We start from the raw sequence: 18,658 nt of genomic DNA on the forward strand, positions 1-18,658 counted from the left end.
ACATGGCGGTCTATACCGAAATCAGCGATGAAGACCTCGCGCGCTTCATTCGTTCCTATGACTTGGGTAGTTTGCTTTCGTGCAAGGGCATCGCGGAGGGAGTCGAGAACACCAACTATCTGGTGCATACGACAAAGGGCGCGTTCATCTTGACCATCTACGAGAAGCGCGTCGATCCGAAGGATCTGCCGTTCTTTCTCGGCCTTATGGAACATCTCTCGGCTCGGGGCGTGACGTGCCCGCTTCCGGTTCGCGATGCCAAGGGCCGCGTTCTCAACGAACTGGCCGGCAGACACGCTGCGCTTGTGACGTTCCTCGAAGGCATGTGGCCGAAGCGCCCGAAGGTCGAGCACTGCCTGGAGCTTGGGAAAGCGCTCGCGCGCATGCACGTTGCGGGAGAAGGATTCGCGCTGCATCGCCCCAACGCGTTGGGGCTCCTGGGATGGCGGCCTCTGTTCGATAAGTTCTCTCCACGCGCCGAAGAAATCCTGCCTGAGCTGAAGCAACTCATATCGGATGAACTCTCGTTCCTGGAGGCCTCCTGGCCGAACGGTCTGCCGCAAGGCGTTATCCATGCCGACCTGTTCCCCGACAACGTCTTCTTCATCGGCGACAGACTTTCAGGCCTGATCGACTTCTATTTTGCCTGCGATGACGCGCTGGCTTACGATATTGCCGTATCGCTCAATGCTTGGTGCTTCGAGCCGAACTGCCATTTCAATGCCACCAAGGGCCGCGCATTACTTGAGGGCTATGACGGCGTTCGCAAGCTGACCGAGACTGAGCGAAACGTATTGCCGATTCTCGCACGCGGCGCCGCGATGCGCTTCCTCTTGACCCGCAGCTATGATTGGTTGAATACGCCCAAAGATGCGCTCGTCGCGCGCAAGGACCCGATCGATTACGTACGGAGGCTACGTTTCCATCAGTCGGTTCAATCGATCGACAATTATGGCTTCGAACAGGTTCGATGACCGCTGAGCCGCCCAAGGTTCTGATTTATAGCGACGGCGCCTGCTCTGGAAATCCGGGCCCGGGCGGCTGGGGCGCAGTGCTGATTTCAGGAAAGCATCGCAAAGAAATCAGCGGCGGCGAGGCCCTGACAACCAACAACCGCATGGAGCTGTTAGGCGCAATCGCGGCGCTCGACGCATTGAAGAAGCGCAGCGACGTCGAGCTTTATACCGACAGTGCCTACGTCAAAAACGGCATTACGGGCTGGGTTCACGGATGGAAGAAGAATGGCTGGCGGACCGCCGATAAGAAACCCGTAAAGAATGTCGAGCTTTGGCAAGCTCTCGACACGCTGCGGAACAAGCACAACGTCGTGTGGCACTGGTTGAAAGGCCATGCCGGTCATCCGGAGAACGAACGCGCCGACGAGTTGGCGCGTCAGGCCATGGCGCCCTTCAAATTGGCTCCGCTGCCCGCTGGTCCTGCAAAAGATCTAGAATGAGCAGTCGATCATCGAGCACAGGTTCGCCGCGCTCGATTTTTCGGCGACCGGCGGGCTGTCTTCGACGTTCAAGATTTTGACGACGCCGTCATCCACGAGCATTGCATAGCGTTTCGAACGCAATCCGAGGCCGAAGCTCGAAAGATCGACATCGAGGCCGATGGCCTTGGCGAAATCGCCGGAGCCGTCAGCAAGCATTTCAATCTTTCCGGTAGCGCCGGTATCTTTCGCCCAGTTGGTCAGGACAAAGATGTCGTTGACGGCCGTGCACGCAATCGCATCGATGCCCTTCGCCTTGAACTCGTCGACGCGGCCGACAAAGCCCGGCATGTGGTTGTTCGTGCAGGTAGGGGTATAGGCGCCCGGCACCGCGAACAGCGCGACTTTCCTTCCTGCAAAGACTTCGTTGACGGTCTTCGGCTTGGGTCCGTCCGAGCTCATTACCGTAAATTTTTCATCAGGCAGCGTGTCACCAACTTTGATCACCATGCATTCCTCGTCTTTCGATTGCTGCGATGAACTCTCACGCAGCCGATTCCTACTTAAGCGTGATCGTTGCCTCCGACTGCCCCTTGCCGTCGACCATCGTAACCGTCAGCGGCTTGCCTTTGAGATCCTTGATGTCGACACCGTCCGATAGATCGACTTCGAATAGAGCTTTTCCGGACGCGTTCGAAACGCGCTTAGGTAACGGGATATAGGTGCCGCCTGGCGCCGCGACGAAGGCATCGACATTATCCGGTGACGTCGTTTCGACATTCAAGACAAGCGTGGGCTTCTCCGTTGATTGATCGAGGTGCCAAGCCGCGAGCTTTGGATCAACGCCAGAGCGAGGGCGCTGCTGCGGGACGCGCGCCAACGTCTCGGTCAGTTCCGAGGAAGCGCCGACATCCGGAGGAATGACGACCTTTAAATCAACTTCGACCGGGATGCAGATATCTTTGCACAAGCCATACTCGACCTTGCCGTGAAGGACGACCGGCTTGGTCGCATCCTTGGGAGTGAGGCGAACTGGAAAAATGACTCCGCCCTTATAACCTACAGCGTCTCCAGCCTTGTCGTGCAACCTGTGAGGAGCCGGATAGAGGACGTCGGCAGACGCCAAGTTCTCCGAAGCCTGCCAATCGAAGTCGGGAGGAACGCCGCCGGCATCGCCCGGCGAGCGCCAATATGTTTTCCATCCGTCGGGCATCGCAACTTCGACGCCGGCATAAAGCCCCGTCTGTCCGTTGCTCACGGCTTGCCCTGCGACCAGCCGCGCCTTGTTATCGAGGCCCTTAACCCAATCCGACGCCACGGATACGGCAGGTTCGCTACGCGCGGTTGCCACATTCAGCGACAGAAGCGCAAATGCCATACCTGTCGTCAGTCGCAGATTTCCGATCACAAGCTTTGCCTCTTCGGGGTGTGCGGGGCCGGAACCTCAGCCTATATGGCCCAAAAGCTCGCGTTGTTACATAGGTGTTCTTTTAATCCGTTTCGACCATCTTCACGCCGCCATCCTTACGGATTAGTCTGCGTACTATGAAGTCCGTACGCCGGAGGGGCCTTGTCGAGGGCTCCGACATCAAGCTCGAGGGGCAGCTGCTCATTGCTATGCCGGCGATGTCCGACCGCCGATTTCAGCGTTCGGTCATTTACATGTGTGCGCATTCGTCGGAAGGCGCGATGGGCCTCATCATCAATCAGCGCGCCAACCACATTACCGCTCCGGACCTGCTTGAAAGGCTCGGAATCTCGGCGTGCAATCCGGCGGATGAAATCAATAGCGAGGTTATGTCGCTTTCCATCCAGGTCGGCGGGCCCGTCGAAACCGGACGCGGGTTCGTGCTCCATAGCTCGGATTATTTTTCCGAAGATTCGACACTGGCGATCGAGCAAGATGTCTGTCTCACCGCAACGATCGATATTCTGAAAGCGATTGCCCAGGGACATGGCCCGGCCCGGGCGTTGCTTGCGCTCGGTTATGCGGGCTGGTCGCCGGGCCAGCTTGAAACCGAAATCCAGGCCAACGGTTGGCTCCATTGCCCAGCCGATCCCGATCTGATTTTCGATGACGATCTCGATAACAAATATTCTCGCGCACTTGCCAAGATCGGGATCGATCTGTCGCATCTCGTGAGTGATGCCGGACACGCCTGAGCGCGGCTCATCCCTTCGACGCGATCTTTTGCTCGGTCCGCGACGTATTGTCGGCACTCGACTCTTCCTTCACAGGTGCATTGCCTGCAAGGCGCGCAAGACTTGCAGCGATCGACGGCGGCAAGGTCGAGAAATCGGGCTGCTGTGCGGGAGAAGCGATCACCGGCGGAGGTGGCGGCGTCTCATTGAGCCGTAGCGGTGGCTCAGGTGGCGGCACGGGCGACATACCATTGGCCGGTGGACGCAGCGCCGCGGGTCGTCCAGTGGTCGGATCGGAACCCGTCGCGCGCGCCAAGGCATCCGACAAGGGTGCCACGATTGCCTGCCGCTGGGCGGCCGCCTCCTGCTCGACTGTGCGGAACTGCGGCGCAACCGAGCCGGCGTGGCCATTCGCCGGTGGACGGGCGCCTTGCGGGGGCGCGGGTCTACGCTCCATGCTTTGCAACAATTCGAGAGGCAGGGTGGGCGCGGCGGCCGGGGGCAGGGCCGGACCGCTTGCCTTCACCGCGTCACGCAACGCATCGGAATGTTTCTTCGACAGCATGGCTGGCGCCCCGGAGCCCTGGGTCGACCCGTTGGCGAGGATCTTCGGATCGGGTTTGTGCCGGTGGCGCACGACCGATCCGGCAGGCAGAGCGGCGGTCCGTGTGGACGCTTGAGATGGCGACGTAAGTGACTTTTGCTCCGCGCCCACCGATTTGGCGATCGCCGCCGCAGGACGCGCCGCTTTTTCCACGACCTTCTTTGCTGCGCTCTTGAACTTCGGCCGAAAGAATCCCCGCGGCTGCATCTTGCGTTCCGACCGACGCACCATCTTCAAGAGTTGCGCAACGGCACGTTCCGGTATCGGCTCGCCAAAGTGGTAGCCCTGCGCGTATTCGCAGCCGATCGATCGCAGGAATGTCGCTTCATCTGCACGTTCGACGCCTTCGGCGACGACGGTCTTTGAAAGCTCGTGTGCCAGCGCCACCATAGAGCGCATGATCGCTGCACCGCTCGCGGTGCCGCTGCTGCGGACCAGCCCGCGACAGACTTTGATCGTGTCGAATGGGAAACGGTTCAGATACGCAAGAGACGAATAGCCGGTTCCGAATTCATCCAAAGCGAGTTCGGCGCCTGACCCGCGGAGCACTTTTAGAACTTCTATGGCTTGCTCCGGGTTGCTCATGACAAGATTTTCCGCAATCTCCAGACGCAGCGTACCTGGCGGGACGATATTGCGCCCGAGGATGTGGCGGATTTCCTGGATCGATTCCGGCTTGAAGATCTGCGGGCTCGAAATGTTGACAGTGACGAAAAGCGGACGCTCAGGACGAGGCAGCTCCGCCAGCCAGCGCGCGGCGTCCTTCGCAGCCCGCAGCAGGAGATAAGCGCTGGCCTTGACCATCGCATCCGGCTCGTTCGCCTCGTCGACAATCGACGCAGGATTGACCAAGCCGAGCTTCGGATGTTCCCATCGAACGAAAGCTTCGAAGCCTGCAAGCTCCTTTGTCGGTAAATAGACAATCGGCTGGTAAAGAACCTTCAGTTGTCCTTTTTCAACGGCCTTACCGAGCTCGGCGGCGATATTCGGTTCACGATCACGCCGCATTGCGGCGTCGAACACTTCAATGCGATCAGCGCCGCTTCGCTTTGCGCGATACATCGCGAGCTCGGCGTCCTTCAGCAAGTCGCCGTCGGCGGACTGGTTCTCGTCCCACGCCGCGATACCGATGGAGCCCGTCAAGATGACTTCCTGATTGGCGAGGGGAATGGGAGCCCTCAGCGAACGACGCACGCGTTCCGCAAGCGCCGGCAGGTTGCGTGCCTCGCGCTCGCCAACAAACAACATCGCAAATTGATCGCCTCCAACTCTCGCGACTGTGTCGTGCGGTCCGAGGTGGCGCTGCAGGCGGCGCGCGACAGTCAAAAGCAGACTGTCGCCGCGTACCAGCCCAAACGACGAATTGATGCTCTTGAACTTATCGAGGTCGATGAAGATCACGGCGGGCCGAATACCGCTATCGGTCTTGGCTCGCACGACCACGCATTTCAGGCGATCCATAAAGAGTTCGCGATTTGGAAGGCCTGTCAGGCTGCAATGAACCGCGTCGTGCAGAAGCCGCTCGTGGGCACGCTTCATATCCGATACGTCGCGTAGCAGGCCGACGCAACGAAGTGTCCGGCCATCGGAATTGGGGACGCTTGCAGCCTCAAGTTCAAACCAACGCCAGCTGTTGTCGGAATGACGGAGACGGAAGTCCGTCCTGATCCTGACGCCGGAGCGCTCCTGCGCCGACATCATCATGACGCGGAAGCGCTCTTTGTCGGTCGGATGGACGTGCCGCAGAAATTCGTCGACCTTGGTTGACAGCTCACCCGGCATCAGAGAGAGGGCAATTTCGACCTCGGGGCTGACCTTGATCTCGTCACGGCGGATGTTCCATTCCCAAACCGTCGAGCCGGATGCCGCGAGTGCAAGCGAGCGGCCCTGCAGCTCCGTCGGCGCACCGGCATAGGCGGCATCGGACGACCTGAATGCAAACTGCGTGACGGTGAACCCCATCAGGATCACGACCAGCACCAGACCGGCGATAAGACTCGAGACGACGATGTCGCCCGACATCCGACCGCTGAGCGTCATGCCTGTTGCGAAGATCCAGACGAGCAGCAGCAGCCACGTCGGCACGAGCGACAGCGCGCGATCCTGACCTTTGAATGCCAGGAAGATCGTGAACAACCCGCCGACGCCGCCGATCATCAGGAACGACAGGCGCGCAAATGTTGCGGCAAGGCGTGGATCGATGACCGCGACGGCAATGAGCGTCAGCTGCGCCACCATCCACACGCCGATCATCATTCGAACCATTCCGTGCCAAAGGCCGAGGCGAAGGAATGTCGACAGGAAGATCACGAAGCTCGAGGCCACCGCAGCTTCGCCTGCGGCGCGGTAAACCGCGTTGTCCTCGGGTCTCAAGTTGAACAGCTTGTGAAAGAAACCGAAGTCAACGCAAAGGTAACTTAGCACGGTCCAAGAAACGAGCGCCGCGGCGGGGAAGATTAGCTTATGATTGGCAGCGAAGATCGCGGTCAGAAAGATTGCAAGCAGGCCTGTCAGGCCAAGCATGGCGCCGTTGAAAAGCTGCCGGTCTCGACTTTTGATTTCGTAGTCGATCGGTTTCCAAAGGTAGAGGCGCGCGAAGTGCTCGCCCGCAAGCTCGGCAACATAGGTGATCGTCTGGCCTGGTTCGAGCGTAAGGCGGAATACGTCAGCCTTGTCATTCTTGATGCGCTCAGGCACGAAACCGACGGAGGGTGTAACGCTTTCGATGCGCCGGGCGTCGAGATCGGGCCAGACCGTACCGGACCCCACGACAGAATAGCGATCGGCCGTCAGCAGACGTTCGAGCGATTTGTCCGTTTTGTTGGTGAGTGCGAATACCATCCAGTTCGGGCTGGTTCCCGGGACGGAGGCCCGAACCGTCATGCGGCCCGACACGCCGTCCTGTCCAGCTGCGGTCTCGACTTGCAGGCTATCGCCCCGGCCTTCGTAAGCTTCGCCGAGATTGGTGATCTCGACGCGGTCCTGATCGTCCTGGACCGGGATGGGAGTCAGCGCTGCAGCATGGCCTGCGAGGCCTAGCGTCCAAAGGATTGCGGCCGCGGCAATTCCAAGCCAGGATGTACCTCGATCTCTTTTCCCCCTTCCCCCCTTGAGCATTAAGTCCCTCCGCCCTGGCGTGGGACCGCAGACAAAGGCGCGCCCGCAACGCGAGCGTAGAGAAGGTGGTCTTCCCACCGTCCGTTGATCTTCAAATACGCGCGGGCCAGCCCTTCGCGCTCAAAGCCGCACACCTCGAGCACACGGATGGAAGCAGCATTGTTGACCATCGTCGCGGCTTCGATCCGATGCAACCGAAGCGTTCCAAACACGACAGGCAGGAGTGTCGATACCGCTTCCCGCATATATCCCCGCCCGGCATAGGGTGCGCCCATCCAGTAACCGAGAGATGCCGTCTGCGCCGAGCCGCGTCGTACATTGGAAAGCGTCATGCCGCCGACGAGGGTTCCAAAGGACGCATCGAAAATGAAATAAGGGTAGGAAGTATCGTCACGAATGTCTTTCGCGTAGGCACGAAGCCGACGGCGATACATGCTGCGCGAAAGATCGTCGGGCGCCCAAGACGGCTCCCACGGCGTCAGGTGGCTGCGGCTTCGCGCCCTGAGCTCGGCCCATTCCGAATAGTCGCCGGCCGCTGGCTGCCGCAACAGTACTGTGCGGCCGCGTATGACCTCGAAATCATCTTCCGGACGGGTTGAGCGAAGAAAAGCCACGGCGTTCTCACCTCGATCCCTGGCTGACCATAGCATCGGCGCGAACCGGGTTGAACAAGCTGGCAACGCGAGAGGCCTGAGCCGCCGACTTCTTGCCCGAACCGATCACCGCGACCGAGGGAAGCTCGCCCCTCAGGCGGCCTGCAAAATCTTTGATGCGATCGGCGTTAACCGCTTCGACTTCATCGATCAATTCCGAAGTGGCGACGAGGCGACCTTGCGCGAGCAGTTGCCGCGCCATCTGCTCTGCGTTCACAGCGGAGCTTTCGAGGGCCATCAGGAGCCCGGCCTTGAGCTGGGCCTTGGCGCGCAACAACTCGGCATCGGTCGGACCAGCGTCTGCAAGCGCGGCAAGCTCCTCAGCTACCACGGCGGCGAGTTCGTCAACCATCTCCGGCCCAGTCGCTGCGTGAACGGCCAGCATTCCGGTGTCTTTCACTCCCCAAACCGTCGAATAGATCGAATAGCAAAGGCCTCGATCTTCGCGGATCTCCTGAAACAGACGAGAAGACATGCCTCCACCGAACAAGCCGGAGAAGACCTGAGCGGTGTAAAACGCAGGATCAAGGCACGACGGCGACGGCAGGCCAATCAGAACGTGGCTCTGTTCAAACGGCTTTGCCGAAGCCGCAGATCCACCTCGATAGCGTGCAGTCGATTCGGTTCCACGACGACGTTGAGTGAGCCTCCCGAATAGGGCCTCAGCGTGGCGGACGATCTCTGCGTGGTGGACGGCACCTGCAGCAGAAACCACAATCGCATCAGGTAGATAGTGCTCTTCGAGATAGGCTCTCAGATCGTCCGCGCGAAATCGCCCGACGCTCGCCCTGGTTCCGAGAATGGGGCGGCCGATCGCCTGCTGGGGAAACGCCGCGCTTTGCATCAGATCGAATATAATGTCGTCGGGATTGTCGTCGGTCGAGGCGATTTCCTGCTGGATGACGACCCGCTCGCGGTCAAGGTCTTCGGGCGCAAACTTCGAGTTGAGCAGGATGTCGGCGATCAGTTCCAGCGCAACGCCCTCGTCGCCCTTGAGCACACGCGCATAGTAAGCGGTGGTGTCGAGACCCGTCGACGCGTTGAGATCGCCGCCGACACACTCGATTGCCTCGGCAATCATTCGTGCCGAGCGCGATCTCGTGCCCTTGAATGCCATGTGCTCGAGGAAATGCGACAGGCCGTGCTGATCATCGCGCTCGTGACGTGAACCAACGGCAACCCAGACGCCGAGCGACACCGTTTCGAGGTTGGGCATCCGATGCGTCGCGACGCGAATGCCGTTTGAAAGCGTGGTCAGCTCGGTGGTCATAGCGCTGTTCCCGTCGAGACGCGGCAATGTTGCAGGACAAAGTTTTGCACCGAGGAGAGGCTGTTCGGCAGCGTATCGAACCTTTCGGCGTCGGTCATGAGGTGCGCCTGATGTGCCGGCAAGGTTGGCCGCGTGCCTGTGATGGCTTCGATTGCATCCGGAAACTTTGTAGGATGCGCAGTCGAAAGAATAACCGTATTGCCTTGCGGCGCCACGCGCTCGGCCGCCACGAACGCGCAAGCCGTATGCGGATCGAGAACATAACCATACATGGCTTTCGTCCGGCGAATCGCGTCCGCGACGTCAGCTTCCGACGCCGATACCGCGGCGAAATCCTCCTTGAGGCGCTGGCTCACGCGCCCGAGTTCGAAACGTCCCGTGGCGATCAGCGACGTCATCGAACTACGAACGAGATCGGCATCCCGATCGGATGCCTCAAACAGATAGCGTTCGAAATTCGATGAGATCTGAATGTCCATCGATGGCGACGTGGTGGCGATCACATCTTTCATCGCATAGACGCCCGTTGCGACGGCGCGTGGCAGAATATCGTTCTCGTTCGATGCGATAATGAGTTTTTCAATCGGAAGGCCCATACGCTTTGCGACATAGCTCGCAAAAATGTCGCCGAAGTTTCCCGTCGGAACGGAAAATGACAATGGACGCTCGGCCCCAATGCGTGACGCCGCCCAGAAATAGTACGTCACCTGCGCGACGATGCGTGCCCAATTGATCGAGTTGACTCCGGAAAGCTCGACGCGATCGCGAAACGCATGATCGTTGAACATCGCTTTGACGAGGGCCTGACAATCGTCAAATGTCCCTTCTATCGCGACGGCATGGACATTCGATTCCAACGGCGTCGTCATCATCCGCCGCTGAACGTCAGAAACGCGGCCTTTTGGGAAAAGGATCACGACGTCGACACGCTTCGAGGACCGGAATGCCTCGATTGCGGCACCGCCGGTGTCGCCGGATGTCGCGCCGACAATCGTGGCGCGTGCGTTTCGCTTGTCGAGCACATGATCCATCAGTCGCGCCAAAAGCTGCATCGCGACGTCTTTGAATGCGAGCGTTGGGCCGTGGAAAAGCTCAAGGATGGTCAGGCCGGGTTTGAGTTCGACGAGCGGCGTCACGTCGGGCGTATCGAAGGTCGCATAGGCATCCGATGCCATTCGATGCAACTCTTCGCGCGAGATCTCATCGCCCGTGAAAGGATGAATGACGTCGACGGCAATCTCGACGAACGGCTTATTTCGAAACGATGAAATGGTCTGAGGCGTCAACGTCGGCCAGACTTCGGGAACGTAGAGACCGCCATCGCGCGCCAGTCCCGCAAGCAGGACGTCTTCAAACCCGAGCGCTTCCGCTCCGCCCCGCGTAGAAATGTATTTCAATGGTGCGATCTCACAGTCGACGTGTTGAGGAGCGATGCCAAACTAGTGGTCTCAATGGTGCGGAACAAGGCATGACCCGGCCCGCCAGCCGGATTCCCGGTCATTAAGATTGTTGGGGCCCGTTTTCCAGCGCCTTCAGGCGCTGGCGCGCAAACACCGCGAAGACGCAAATCAGCGTCACGGCCAAGCCGTACCACGTCACGACATATTGCAAATGTGAATTGGGCAAATTGATCAGCGTAGTCCCCCCCTTCGGCCAACCGCCCGGATTTTCGGGCGTTGCGTCGGCGTCGATCGAAAACGGCGCATAGGCCTGCTGATTTTCAACGTTGAACTGCAGAGGCGATGGCGGCCCCTGCGCGCCCCATCGCATGGCATCGATGTCGCGCCAGTACCATTGATTTGCGCCGTAGTCGTTATCCGGTGTGAACCAGCCTTTGTGCTCCGGCAGGCGGACCAGGCCGGTTACCGCGACGGGCCCCTGAACCTGGCCTTCCGGTCGTTTTGAAGGGTCCTTGAGCGTATCCGGAACCCAGCCACGGTTCACAAACACGGGGGGCAATCCGCCCTCCGGCTTCAATGGCGTGTAGACGTGCCACCCCTGCGTTTCGGCTGCCGGAGCGTAGAGGTGGCGCTCGTGGCTATGGTCGAACGTCCCTGTAACACGAACGTGCAGATATTCGACGTCGCCGTCTTTGACATACTTGGCAAGCGCGGCTGGGTAGGAGACCGGCTCGGCCGTTCGCCGCGCATCGATCTTTGCGATCAGATCTTCCTTCCACGCCTTGCGATGCCATTGCCAGTTGCCGAGACCAATCAGCAACGGCAGCAGAGCGAGCGTCAAAAGCGACGGCAGGATGAGACCGGCGGCACGCCAGCGCGCAAACATCTTTACTCCTTGGCGACGCGACCTTCCTCGGCTTTGTTCCTAAACTGCAGGGCGATCAGGGTCGCCTTCAGGAAGCGCAGCAGAAAGACAGTGAAGATCGGTGTCAGAATACCCCAGAGCAGAACATGCATCCACCAGGGGACGCCGAATTTGAACTCGGCGATCAGCGCTCCGCCGACACAGAAAAAGCCAAGAATGAAGATTCCAAAAACGGCCGGGCCATCACCCGTATCAACGAACTTGTAATCCAAACCGCACTTGTCGCAGTGGTCACGCATGTTGAGCGGGTTGAGCGGACCGGAAAACAACTTCCCTTTGCCGCACCGCGGGCAGACGCATTTCAATCCCACGAGGAACGGGGATGGCGATGTGCTTGAGCTAGACACCAGAACCTCGATATTCTTCCGCTGCCGTGCGACCTGCGCCTCGTAGATCGGCTCCGGACGTTACACCCGAAACGCGAGAGGCGGCTCCGGGCCGCCTCTCACAATATCATGTTGTCCACTTCGACGATAAATCGAAGCTTATTCAGCGCCCGGTGCTATCGGACCCGCGCCCCAGACATAGATACAGGCGAAGAGGAACAGCCAGACGACGTCGACGAAGTGCCAATACCAGGCTGCGGCCTCAAACCCGAAGTGCTGCTGAGGGGTGAAGGCGCCTCTGATCGAACGGATAAGGCAAACGAACAGGAAGATCGTGCCGATGATCACGTGCGCGCCGTGGAAACCCGTCGCCATGAAGAACGTCGAACCATAAGCATGGCCCGCGAAGCTGAAGCCGGCATGGCTATATTCGATCGCCTGGCAGAGCGTGAAAGTGATGCCGAGCAGCACCGTTAGGATAAGACCGATCACCAATCCACGGCGGTCGTTCTTCAGCAGCGAATGGTGGGCCCAGGTCACCGTGCATCCCGAAGTCAAAAGGATGAGCGTGTTGACCAGCGGCAAGCCCCACGGATTAAACGTGTGCTTGAAATAACCCGGTATGGAGGCAGCCGTCTCGGCAGGTACCGGCGGCCATTTCCCGCCGAAGAGTTCGTCCCGGGTCGTCAGGCCAACAAGCTGGCCCGCATTGTTCATTAACTCGTGGACGCCTGCGGGGAATAGGGCGTTATCGAAGTAAGCCCAGAACCAGGCGACGAAGAACATGACCTCCGAGGCGATGAACATGATCATGCCGTAGCGCAGATGGAGCTGCACGACCGGCGTCTGGTAGCCTTCGTTGGCTTCGCGGATAACGTCGAGCCACCAAGCCCATGCCGACGCGACGAGAGCGGTAAACCCGATAGCAAACAGGTACCAGCCTTTGATGCCGAGCACGCCCTCACCGTCGACGTGCGTGCGCATCCAGGCGATGCCACCGATGGCGGTAAGCAACGCCGCAATGGACGCGAGGAGCGGCCAAGGACTGGGATTTACCAGATGATAGTCGTGATGCTTCACATGCGTATCTGCCATTTCGGTCTCCGTCGTCCCCGTTCGTGCTCCCAGATCGAACTCTGATCTTGCTTGGGCTCTCGCCCTGCAGGCCAATTTTCGATCCCGTTTCTTTTCCTATTTGGCTTCGTCGCCAGTCGTCAGACTTCCCGCCTTCCTATCCGCCCGATTTTGCCGGTTGAGCCGTGTTGTCGGCCGTCGCGTGTTCGACCGGATAGAAAATGTAAGACAAGGTCACTTCCGATAGAATCTTGGCGTCGCTGTCCTCGACCATTTTCGGGTCGATGAAGAAGGTTACCGGCATTTCGACGGTCTCATGCGGTTTCAGCGTCTGCTCGTTGAAGCAGAAACACGCGATCTTCTTGAAATAGATCCCCATAATCTCGGGCGTGACGTTGAAAGCCGCCTGGCCGGTTACTGACTTGTCCGAAAGGTTGGTCACCCGGAAATATGCCAATGAGGTCTCGCCGATCTTCACGTCCATTTTCGTGACGTCAGGCTCGAATTTCCAGGCGAGATGCGGCGCGATATTGCTATCGAAGCGTACGGTCATCGTGCGGTCGAGGACCTTGTCGCTATGGCTCTCGGCGCGTTGCGTCGTGCCGCCATACCCTGTCAGGCTGCAGAACATCCGATAGAGCGTCGGCGAATACGCAGTGATTCCGCCCATGACGGAAAGTGCCACGAGGCAGCCGAAAACAACCCGCCGGTTGTTTCTTGAAGTCTTGTCGGAATGTTCGCTGCCGGGCTGCATGTTTCGGGGCTCTCTCGCGTTAAAGCATGCCGTTCGCCGCGTTGCTGCCGAGGCGAACAAACGTTGCGATATAGAATGCGAGAACCATGAACCCTAACGTCAGGCCAATCGCGATCGAGCGGCGCCTGCGAATCTTTTCCGCCGCGGGGTCGAGTCTGCCATTCTGATTGTCTTCACTCATCACGTCGCGCCTCAAGCCATCAGGCGGTTAAACAGCGCCTCGATAAAAAGCGTTGCAAACAGCCCGTAGAGATAAAGAATCGAGAACAGAAACAGCCGGCGCGCTGCGGTATCGGCCTCACGACCTTCGGTCGTGACGTAGACGCGAAACGCGAGCGCAAGAAACACTACACCCAGCGCGATCGAAAGCGCGAGATACGTCAGACCGCCCAATCCAACGAAATACGGCACGACTGCAAGCGGAACTAGCAGAATGGAGTAGATCAGGATCTGCCGGCGGGTTTCATTCGGGCCAGCAACGACGGGAAGCATCGGCACACCAACACGCTCATAGTCGCGGCAGCGATAAAGCGCCAAAGCCCAAAAGTGCGGGGGGGTCCACATGAAGATAATCAGAAACAGAAGCAGGCTTTGAAGACCGATGCCCCCGGTTACGACCGCCCAACCGATCATCGGTGGAAATGCGCCGGCGGCTCCGCCAATGACGATGTTCTGCGGCGTACGACGCTTCAACCACATCGTGTAAACGAAGATGTAATAAGCGATCGTGAGCGCCAGCAAAGCGCCGGCAGTCCAATTGACAAGCACGCCGAGCGTCAGCACCGAACAGACGGACAACACACCGCCAAAGCTCAGTGCCTCATCCGTCGAAACGCGGCCACGCGGCAGCGGCCGTGCCGCTGTGCGAGCCATGCGCGCATCAATGTCGGCGTCATACCACATATTGAGGGCGCCCGAGGCGCCCGCGCCGATCGCGATGCAGATAATTCCTATAGTACCAAGGACAGGATTGATCTGCCCCGGCGCGGCCAGCATTGCTGCGAGAGCCGTGAAAACGACAAGCGCCATCACGCGCGGTTTCATCAATTGGATGAAATCGCCAACGCTGGGCTCCATGATCAGATCGGCCTGACCAATTTCGCTTTGAATGCTCATCGTCAGTGCGTCGCCTGTCAATCGAGTTCGCCTCGGTTTTTGTGACGGCGGCGAGCTGCAGATTGCTCGCCCGCCGCACGATACCTATCCGATCAGTGATGATCGGCCGCCGCGATGCGCGGCAGCGTTTCATACGAGTGGAACGCCGGCGGCGAAGGTAACGTCCATTCGAGCGTCGTTGCGCCGATGCCCCAAGGGTTGCTCGCTGCCTTCTCCTTGCGGATGAAATAAGCGTAGAACATGGAAGCCAGGAACACGAGAAGACCAGCGGTCGTGATGTACGACCCGATCGACGAGATTCGGTTCCAGAAGGCAAACCCCTCAGGATAATCCGCGTAGTGGCGCGGCATGCCCGACAAGCCAAGGAAATGCTGCGGAAAGAACAGCACGTTGGCGCCGATAAACGTCAGCCAGAAGTGCACCTTGCCCCAGAACTCGCTGTACATGTAGCCCGTCATCTTGGGGAACCAGTAATACCAGCCCGCAAAGATCGAGAACACCGCTCCGAGCGACAGCACATAGTGGAAGTGCGCCACGACGTAATAGGTGTTGTGGATCGAGCGGTCGATGCCGGCGTTGGCGCACATGACACCCGTGACACCGCCGATGGTGAACAGGAAGATGAAGCCGAGCGCCCAGATCATAGGTACCCTGAACTGGATCGAACCGCCCCACATCGTGGCGATCCACGAGAAGATCTTCACACCCGTCGGAACGGCGATGACCATCGTCGCGAACATGAAGTAAGCCTGCGTGTCGACGCTCAGACCGGCAGTGTACATGTGGTGCGCCCACACGACGAAGCCGACGAGGCCGATGGCGACCATCGCATAAGCCATGCCGAGGTAACCGAAGATCGGCTTGCGCGAAAACGTCGAGACAATGTGGCTGATCATGCCGAAGCCCGGCAGGATGAGAATGTAAACTTCTGGGTGACCGAAGAACCAGAACAAGTGTGCATAGAGCAGCGGGTCGCCGCCGCCTGCCGGATCATAGAACGTCGTGCCGAAGTTACGGTCGGTGAGCAGCATTGTAATCGCGCCCGCGAGAACCGGCAAAGACAGAAGCAGCAGGAACGCGGTCACGAGCACAGACCAGGCGAAGAGCGGCATCTTATGCAGCGTCATTCCCGGAGCGCGCATGTTGAAGATGGTGGTGATGAAGTTGATGGCACCGAGGATCGAAGAGGCGCCCGCAACGTGCAGGAAGAGGATCGCGAAGTCGACGGACGGTCCCGGGTGTCCGATCTTGCTCGACAGCGGCGCGACGATGATCCATCCCGTGCCAACACCGTTTGCGTCTGCCGTACCCGGCACGAACAGCGAGATCAGCAGCAGAATCATCGCGACCGGCAGCAGCCAGAACGAGATGTTGTTCATGCGCGGGAAGGCCATATCCGGCGCCCCGATCATCAGCGGCACGAGCCAGTTGCCGAAGCCGCCGATCATTGCCGGCATGACCATCAGGAACACCATGAACAGGCCATGACCCGTGACGAATACGTTGTAGACGCCGGGATTCGCAAAGTACTGAAGGCCGGGCTCCTGGAGCTCCAAACGCATCATCAACGACAGGAACGTGCCGATGCACCCTGCGAACATCGCGAACAATAAGTACATCGTGCCGATGTCTTTATGGTTCGTCGAGCAGAACCAGCGTCTGAAGAAACCGGGAGCGTGATCGTGACTGCCTCCCGCTGCGTATGCTGTGCTTCCCATAATCCTAGAGCCCTTGTCCCGGAAGTTTCCCTGATCGTGTATTTGTTACGCCGGAAGCGGCGGGCGCGACGCCCGCGGGCCGGCAAACCATCGACTACTGAGCTGCTGCCACCGACTGGTTGGCGTGCGCCGCTGCATCGTCGTCCAAAATCTGCTGGGCTTTCTTCTTATCCTTCGCCTTCAGCGCAGCCATCCAGGAATCATAGACCGGCTGATCGACAACACGGACGACGATCGGCATTGCGGAATGCAGCTTGCCGCAAAGAACCGAGCACTGACCTCTGAAAGTGCCGATCTTCTCCGCCTTGAACCAAACCGCCGAAGTGCGTCCCGGGACCGCCTGCATTTTCACGCCGAACGACGGGATCGTCCAAGCATGAATGACATCGTTCGACGTCACCAGCATCGTGACAACTTTGTTGACCGGAACCGCGATTTCCTGATCAACCGTCAAGCGCCGCAGCTTATGATCTTCCGCCCATATCGGCCGCGAGTCCTCATACTGAGCTTTCGTCAGCGCGGTGCCCGTCAACGACCCGTATTTCTTGTCGTAGGCGTCGTCGCCCATTTTGGCGCGCAAAACGTCCTCGTCATTGACCATGTTGGACGTAACGGTGACCTTGTCGTCCAGGTACTCATGCTCCCAGAACCATGCGTTGCCGGTCGCCTTGATCGTCACATCGGGCTTGGGGAACGAGTATTGGTTAAAGAGCAGGTGGAAAGAGGGGATGGCGATGCTGACTAGGATGAGGATCGGAATGATTGTCCACGCAACCTCAAGCATGGTGTTGTGGGTCGTACGAGAGGGCGTCGGGTTCCTTTTCTCGTTGAAGCGGAGCATCACCCAAATCATCAACACGAGGACGAACAGGGTAATTACGACGATAATCGTATTGACCACATGAAACAGACTGGTGAGCTGATCCATGATCGGAGACGCGGAAGCCTGAAGACCAAGTTCACCGTCGGTTGGCTGCCCGAGTCCGGCAAGCGCCGGGGTCAAACCGCTGAAAGCCATCGCCAAGCACGCGATCGCCAAGACGGCGACCGCACTGAGCATCCTCTTAGACATCCCTTCGCTCCCAATATGTCAGCCCAGGCCATCTGCCGGTCCGACAATCTCCCATTTCCGATATGCCGTCGGCGTATCGTCCCCGTCGATTTTTGCCCGGTTTTTTCAACCGAGAACGCCTTCATCTAAGCGCCGAACCCACCCTTCACCTGCTAAGGCAGGTTGATAAAGAGCACAAGCGGCTCAATTGACTCAAGTCAAGTCTATGCGGCATTTGTTCGCGAAAATATCGCGCGGCAGGCAAGCGAACCATCTTAGCGCACTGCACCGAAATGTTTGCCGGAAGGAACAGAATTCGGCCGAATTCGTGGCCGACGAAGCGGCCTCTTCTGCGAACAACGGCTCCGTACAGTGGGCAATGCCTGCGATATCAGGGAAACGCTCTTGCCAACTCACAAACGACGCTTTCTCGGCCGCGTCTTGATTCTGCATCTCGGGCGCGCCGGAGCACGGGCCGTGCACCGGTCCTCATCTGCGATTGTTCTTGCGATGATCTTCGCAGTTGCACAAGCGATGCCGTCCTCAATCACCTCAGATACCGCTTTCGCCGTCGACGCCCCGGAAGGAACCGTTAAATCGCAGCACGGCGATTGGCAGGTCGTCTGCAAGGACCCGCCGCCGGGATCAAAAAATCCTGTCTGCGCGCTCGTCCAGAGCGTCACCGCCGAGGACAAGAACAACATCGGACTGACCGTCTATTTCCAGAAATTTTCAAACGGAACGCGTGTGCTTCGCGTCTTTGCTCCGCTCGGCGTTCTGCTGCCGCCAGGCCTCGGGCTAAAGATTGACGACAAGGACGTCGGGCATGCGCCCTTCCTGCGTTGCCACAGCTTTGCATGCTATGCCCAGGTCGTCGTCGATGACCCGCTCATAGAGCGCCTGAAGAACGGTAAAACGGCAATTTTCATAATTTTCCAGACCGAGGAAGCGGGTATCGGCATCCCGATCTCCCTCAAGGGCTTCGGAGAGGCCATGGGCGAGCTTCAATAGTCGCTCCGACGGCGCGGGGACGCGCGACGAACGCTTGTTTGGTGGACAGCAAAATCGGATCT

18 protein-coding genes are annotated in these 18,658 nt (G+C 59.0%); 4 read left to right on the plus strand and 14 right to left on the minus strand.

What is annotated here, in order from left to right:
* The first annotated feature begins 2 nt into the window (after positions 1 to 2).
* Together HYPDE_RS14680 and rnhA are read left to right on the plus strand one after the other, a co-directional pair.
* Positions 3 to 974 carry a homoserine kinase gene (locus tag HYPDE_RS14680; RefSeq protein ID WP_015599288.1) on the plus strand — a complete coding sequence of 324 codons (972 nt, stop codon included), beginning with the start codon at positions 3 to 5 and terminating at the stop codon, positions 972 to 974.
* Positions 971 to 1,456, plus strand: a complete 486-nt coding sequence (gene rnhA, locus HYPDE_RS14685; RefSeq protein ID WP_015599289.1) for a ribonuclease HI — start codon at positions 971 to 973, stop codon at positions 1,454 to 1,456. Before HYPDE_RS14680 ends, rnhA begins: the two co-directional genes overlap by 4 nt.
* Here the strand turns inward: rnhA and HYPDE_RS14690 are convergent.
* Together HYPDE_RS14690 and HYPDE_RS14695 are read right to left on the minus strand one after the other, a co-directional pair.
* Positions 1,448 to 1,945, minus strand: coding sequence for a peroxiredoxin (locus tag HYPDE_RS14690; protein WP_015599290.1), 498 nt, complete (start codon positions 1,943 to 1,945; stop codon positions 1,448 to 1,450). The two genes, rnhA and HYPDE_RS14690, sit on opposite strands and share 9 nt — an antisense overlap.
* Positions 1,946 to 1,994: 49 nt before the next feature.
* Complete coding sequence (locus tag HYPDE_RS14695) at positions 1,995 to 2,843, minus strand: protein-disulfide reductase DsbD domain-containing protein (RefSeq protein WP_015599291.1); 849 nt, start codon at positions 2,841 to 2,843, stop codon at positions 1,995 to 1,997.
* Between the two features lie 137 nt (positions 2,844 to 2,980).
* Between HYPDE_RS14695 and HYPDE_RS14700 the strand changes: the two genes are divergently transcribed.
* On the plus strand, positions 2,981 to 3,598 hold the full coding sequence (locus HYPDE_RS14700) for a YqgE/AlgH family protein (protein ID WP_015599292.1): 618 nt from the start codon (positions 2,981 to 2,983) through the stop codon (positions 3,596 to 3,598).
* A gap of 7 nt (positions 3,599 to 3,605) precedes the next feature.
* Here the strand turns inward: HYPDE_RS14700 and HYPDE_RS14705 are convergent, their stop codons facing one another.
* From HYPDE_RS14705 to coxB, 12 genes are all read right to left on the minus strand, one after another.
* Positions 3,606 to 7,298, minus strand: coding sequence for an EAL domain-containing protein (locus HYPDE_RS14705; RefSeq protein WP_015599293.1), 3,693 nt, complete (start codon positions 7,296 to 7,298; stop codon positions 3,606 to 3,608).
* Positions 7,298 to 7,912, minus strand: coding sequence for a GNAT family N-acetyltransferase (locus HYPDE_RS14710; RefSeq protein WP_015599294.1), 615 nt, complete (start codon positions 7,910 to 7,912; stop codon positions 7,298 to 7,300). The genes HYPDE_RS14705 and HYPDE_RS14710 overlap by 1 nt, the downstream gene beginning before the upstream one ends.
* Before the next feature lie 7 nt (positions 7,913 to 7,919).
* The gene (locus tag HYPDE_RS14715; protein ID WP_015599295.1) at positions 7,920 to 9,221 is read right to left on the minus strand and encodes a M16 family metallopeptidase; all 1,302 of its coding nucleotides are present in this window, start codon (positions 9,219 to 9,221) and stop codon (positions 7,920 to 7,922) included.
* A complete protein-coding gene (thrC, locus tag HYPDE_RS14720) occupies positions 9,218 to 10,618 on the minus strand; it encodes a threonine synthase (protein ID WP_015599296.1) in 1,401 nt (466 codons plus the stop codon). Before thrC ends, HYPDE_RS14715 begins: the two co-directional genes overlap by 4 nt.
* A gap of 103 nt (positions 10,619 to 10,721) precedes the next feature.
* Positions 10,722 to 11,507 carry an SURF1 family protein gene (locus HYPDE_RS14725; protein WP_015599297.1) on the minus strand — a complete coding sequence of 262 codons (786 nt, stop codon included), beginning with the start codon at positions 11,505 to 11,507 and terminating at the stop codon, positions 10,722 to 10,724.
* Between the two features lie 2 nt (positions 11,508 to 11,509).
* Positions 11,510 to 11,893: a DUF983 domain-containing protein gene (locus tag HYPDE_RS14730; RefSeq protein ID WP_041320534.1), complete on the minus strand. Its 384-nt coding sequence runs from the start codon at positions 11,891 to 11,893 to the stop codon at positions 11,510 to 11,512.
* Positions 11,894 to 12,031: 138 nt separating this feature from the next.
* Positions 12,032 to 12,967: a cytochrome c oxidase subunit 3 gene (locus HYPDE_RS14735; protein WP_015599299.1), complete on the minus strand. Its 936-nt coding sequence runs from the start codon at positions 12,965 to 12,967 to the stop codon at positions 12,032 to 12,034.
* 136 nt (positions 12,968 to 13,103) lie between these two features.
* Positions 13,104 to 13,700, minus strand: a complete 597-nt coding sequence (locus HYPDE_RS14740) for a cytochrome c oxidase assembly protein (RefSeq protein ID WP_015599300.1) — start codon at positions 13,698 to 13,700, stop codon at positions 13,104 to 13,106.
* A gap of 19 nt (positions 13,701 to 13,719) precedes the next feature.
* Positions 13,720 to 13,881, minus strand: coding sequence for a hypothetical protein (locus tag HYPDE_RS14745; protein ID WP_041320536.1), 162 nt, complete (start codon positions 13,879 to 13,881; stop codon positions 13,720 to 13,722).
* Between the two features lie 11 nt (positions 13,882 to 13,892).
* Positions 13,893 to 14,816, minus strand: a complete 924-nt coding sequence (locus HYPDE_RS14750; protein ID WP_041320537.1) for a heme o synthase — start codon at positions 14,814 to 14,816, stop codon at positions 13,893 to 13,895.
* Positions 14,817 to 14,908: 92 nt separating this feature from the next.
* Complete coding sequence (ctaD, locus tag HYPDE_RS14755) at positions 14,909 to 16,534, minus strand: cytochrome c oxidase subunit I (RefSeq protein WP_015599303.1); 1,626 nt, start codon at positions 16,532 to 16,534, stop codon at positions 14,909 to 14,911.
* 94 nt (positions 16,535 to 16,628) lie between these two features.
* Complete coding sequence (gene coxB / locus HYPDE_RS14760) at positions 16,629 to 17,606, minus strand: cytochrome c oxidase subunit II (RefSeq protein ID WP_051112009.1); 978 nt, start codon at positions 17,604 to 17,606, stop codon at positions 16,629 to 16,631.
* 384 nt (positions 17,607 to 17,990) lie between these two features.
* On the opposite strand from coxB, the gene HYPDE_RS14765 reads away from it, so the two are divergent.
* The gene (locus HYPDE_RS14765; RefSeq protein WP_244437669.1) at positions 17,991 to 18,596 is read left to right on the plus strand and encodes an invasion associated locus B family protein; all 606 of its coding nucleotides are present in this window, start codon (positions 17,991 to 17,993) and stop codon (positions 18,594 to 18,596) included.
* Positions 18,597 to 18,658 lie beyond the last annotated feature (62 nt).

The organism is Hyphomicrobium denitrificans 1NES1 (genome assembly GCF_000230975.2).
Taxonomy (GTDB): Bacteria; Pseudomonadota; Alphaproteobacteria; order Rhizobiales; family Hyphomicrobiaceae; genus Hyphomicrobium_B; species Hyphomicrobium_B denitrificans_A.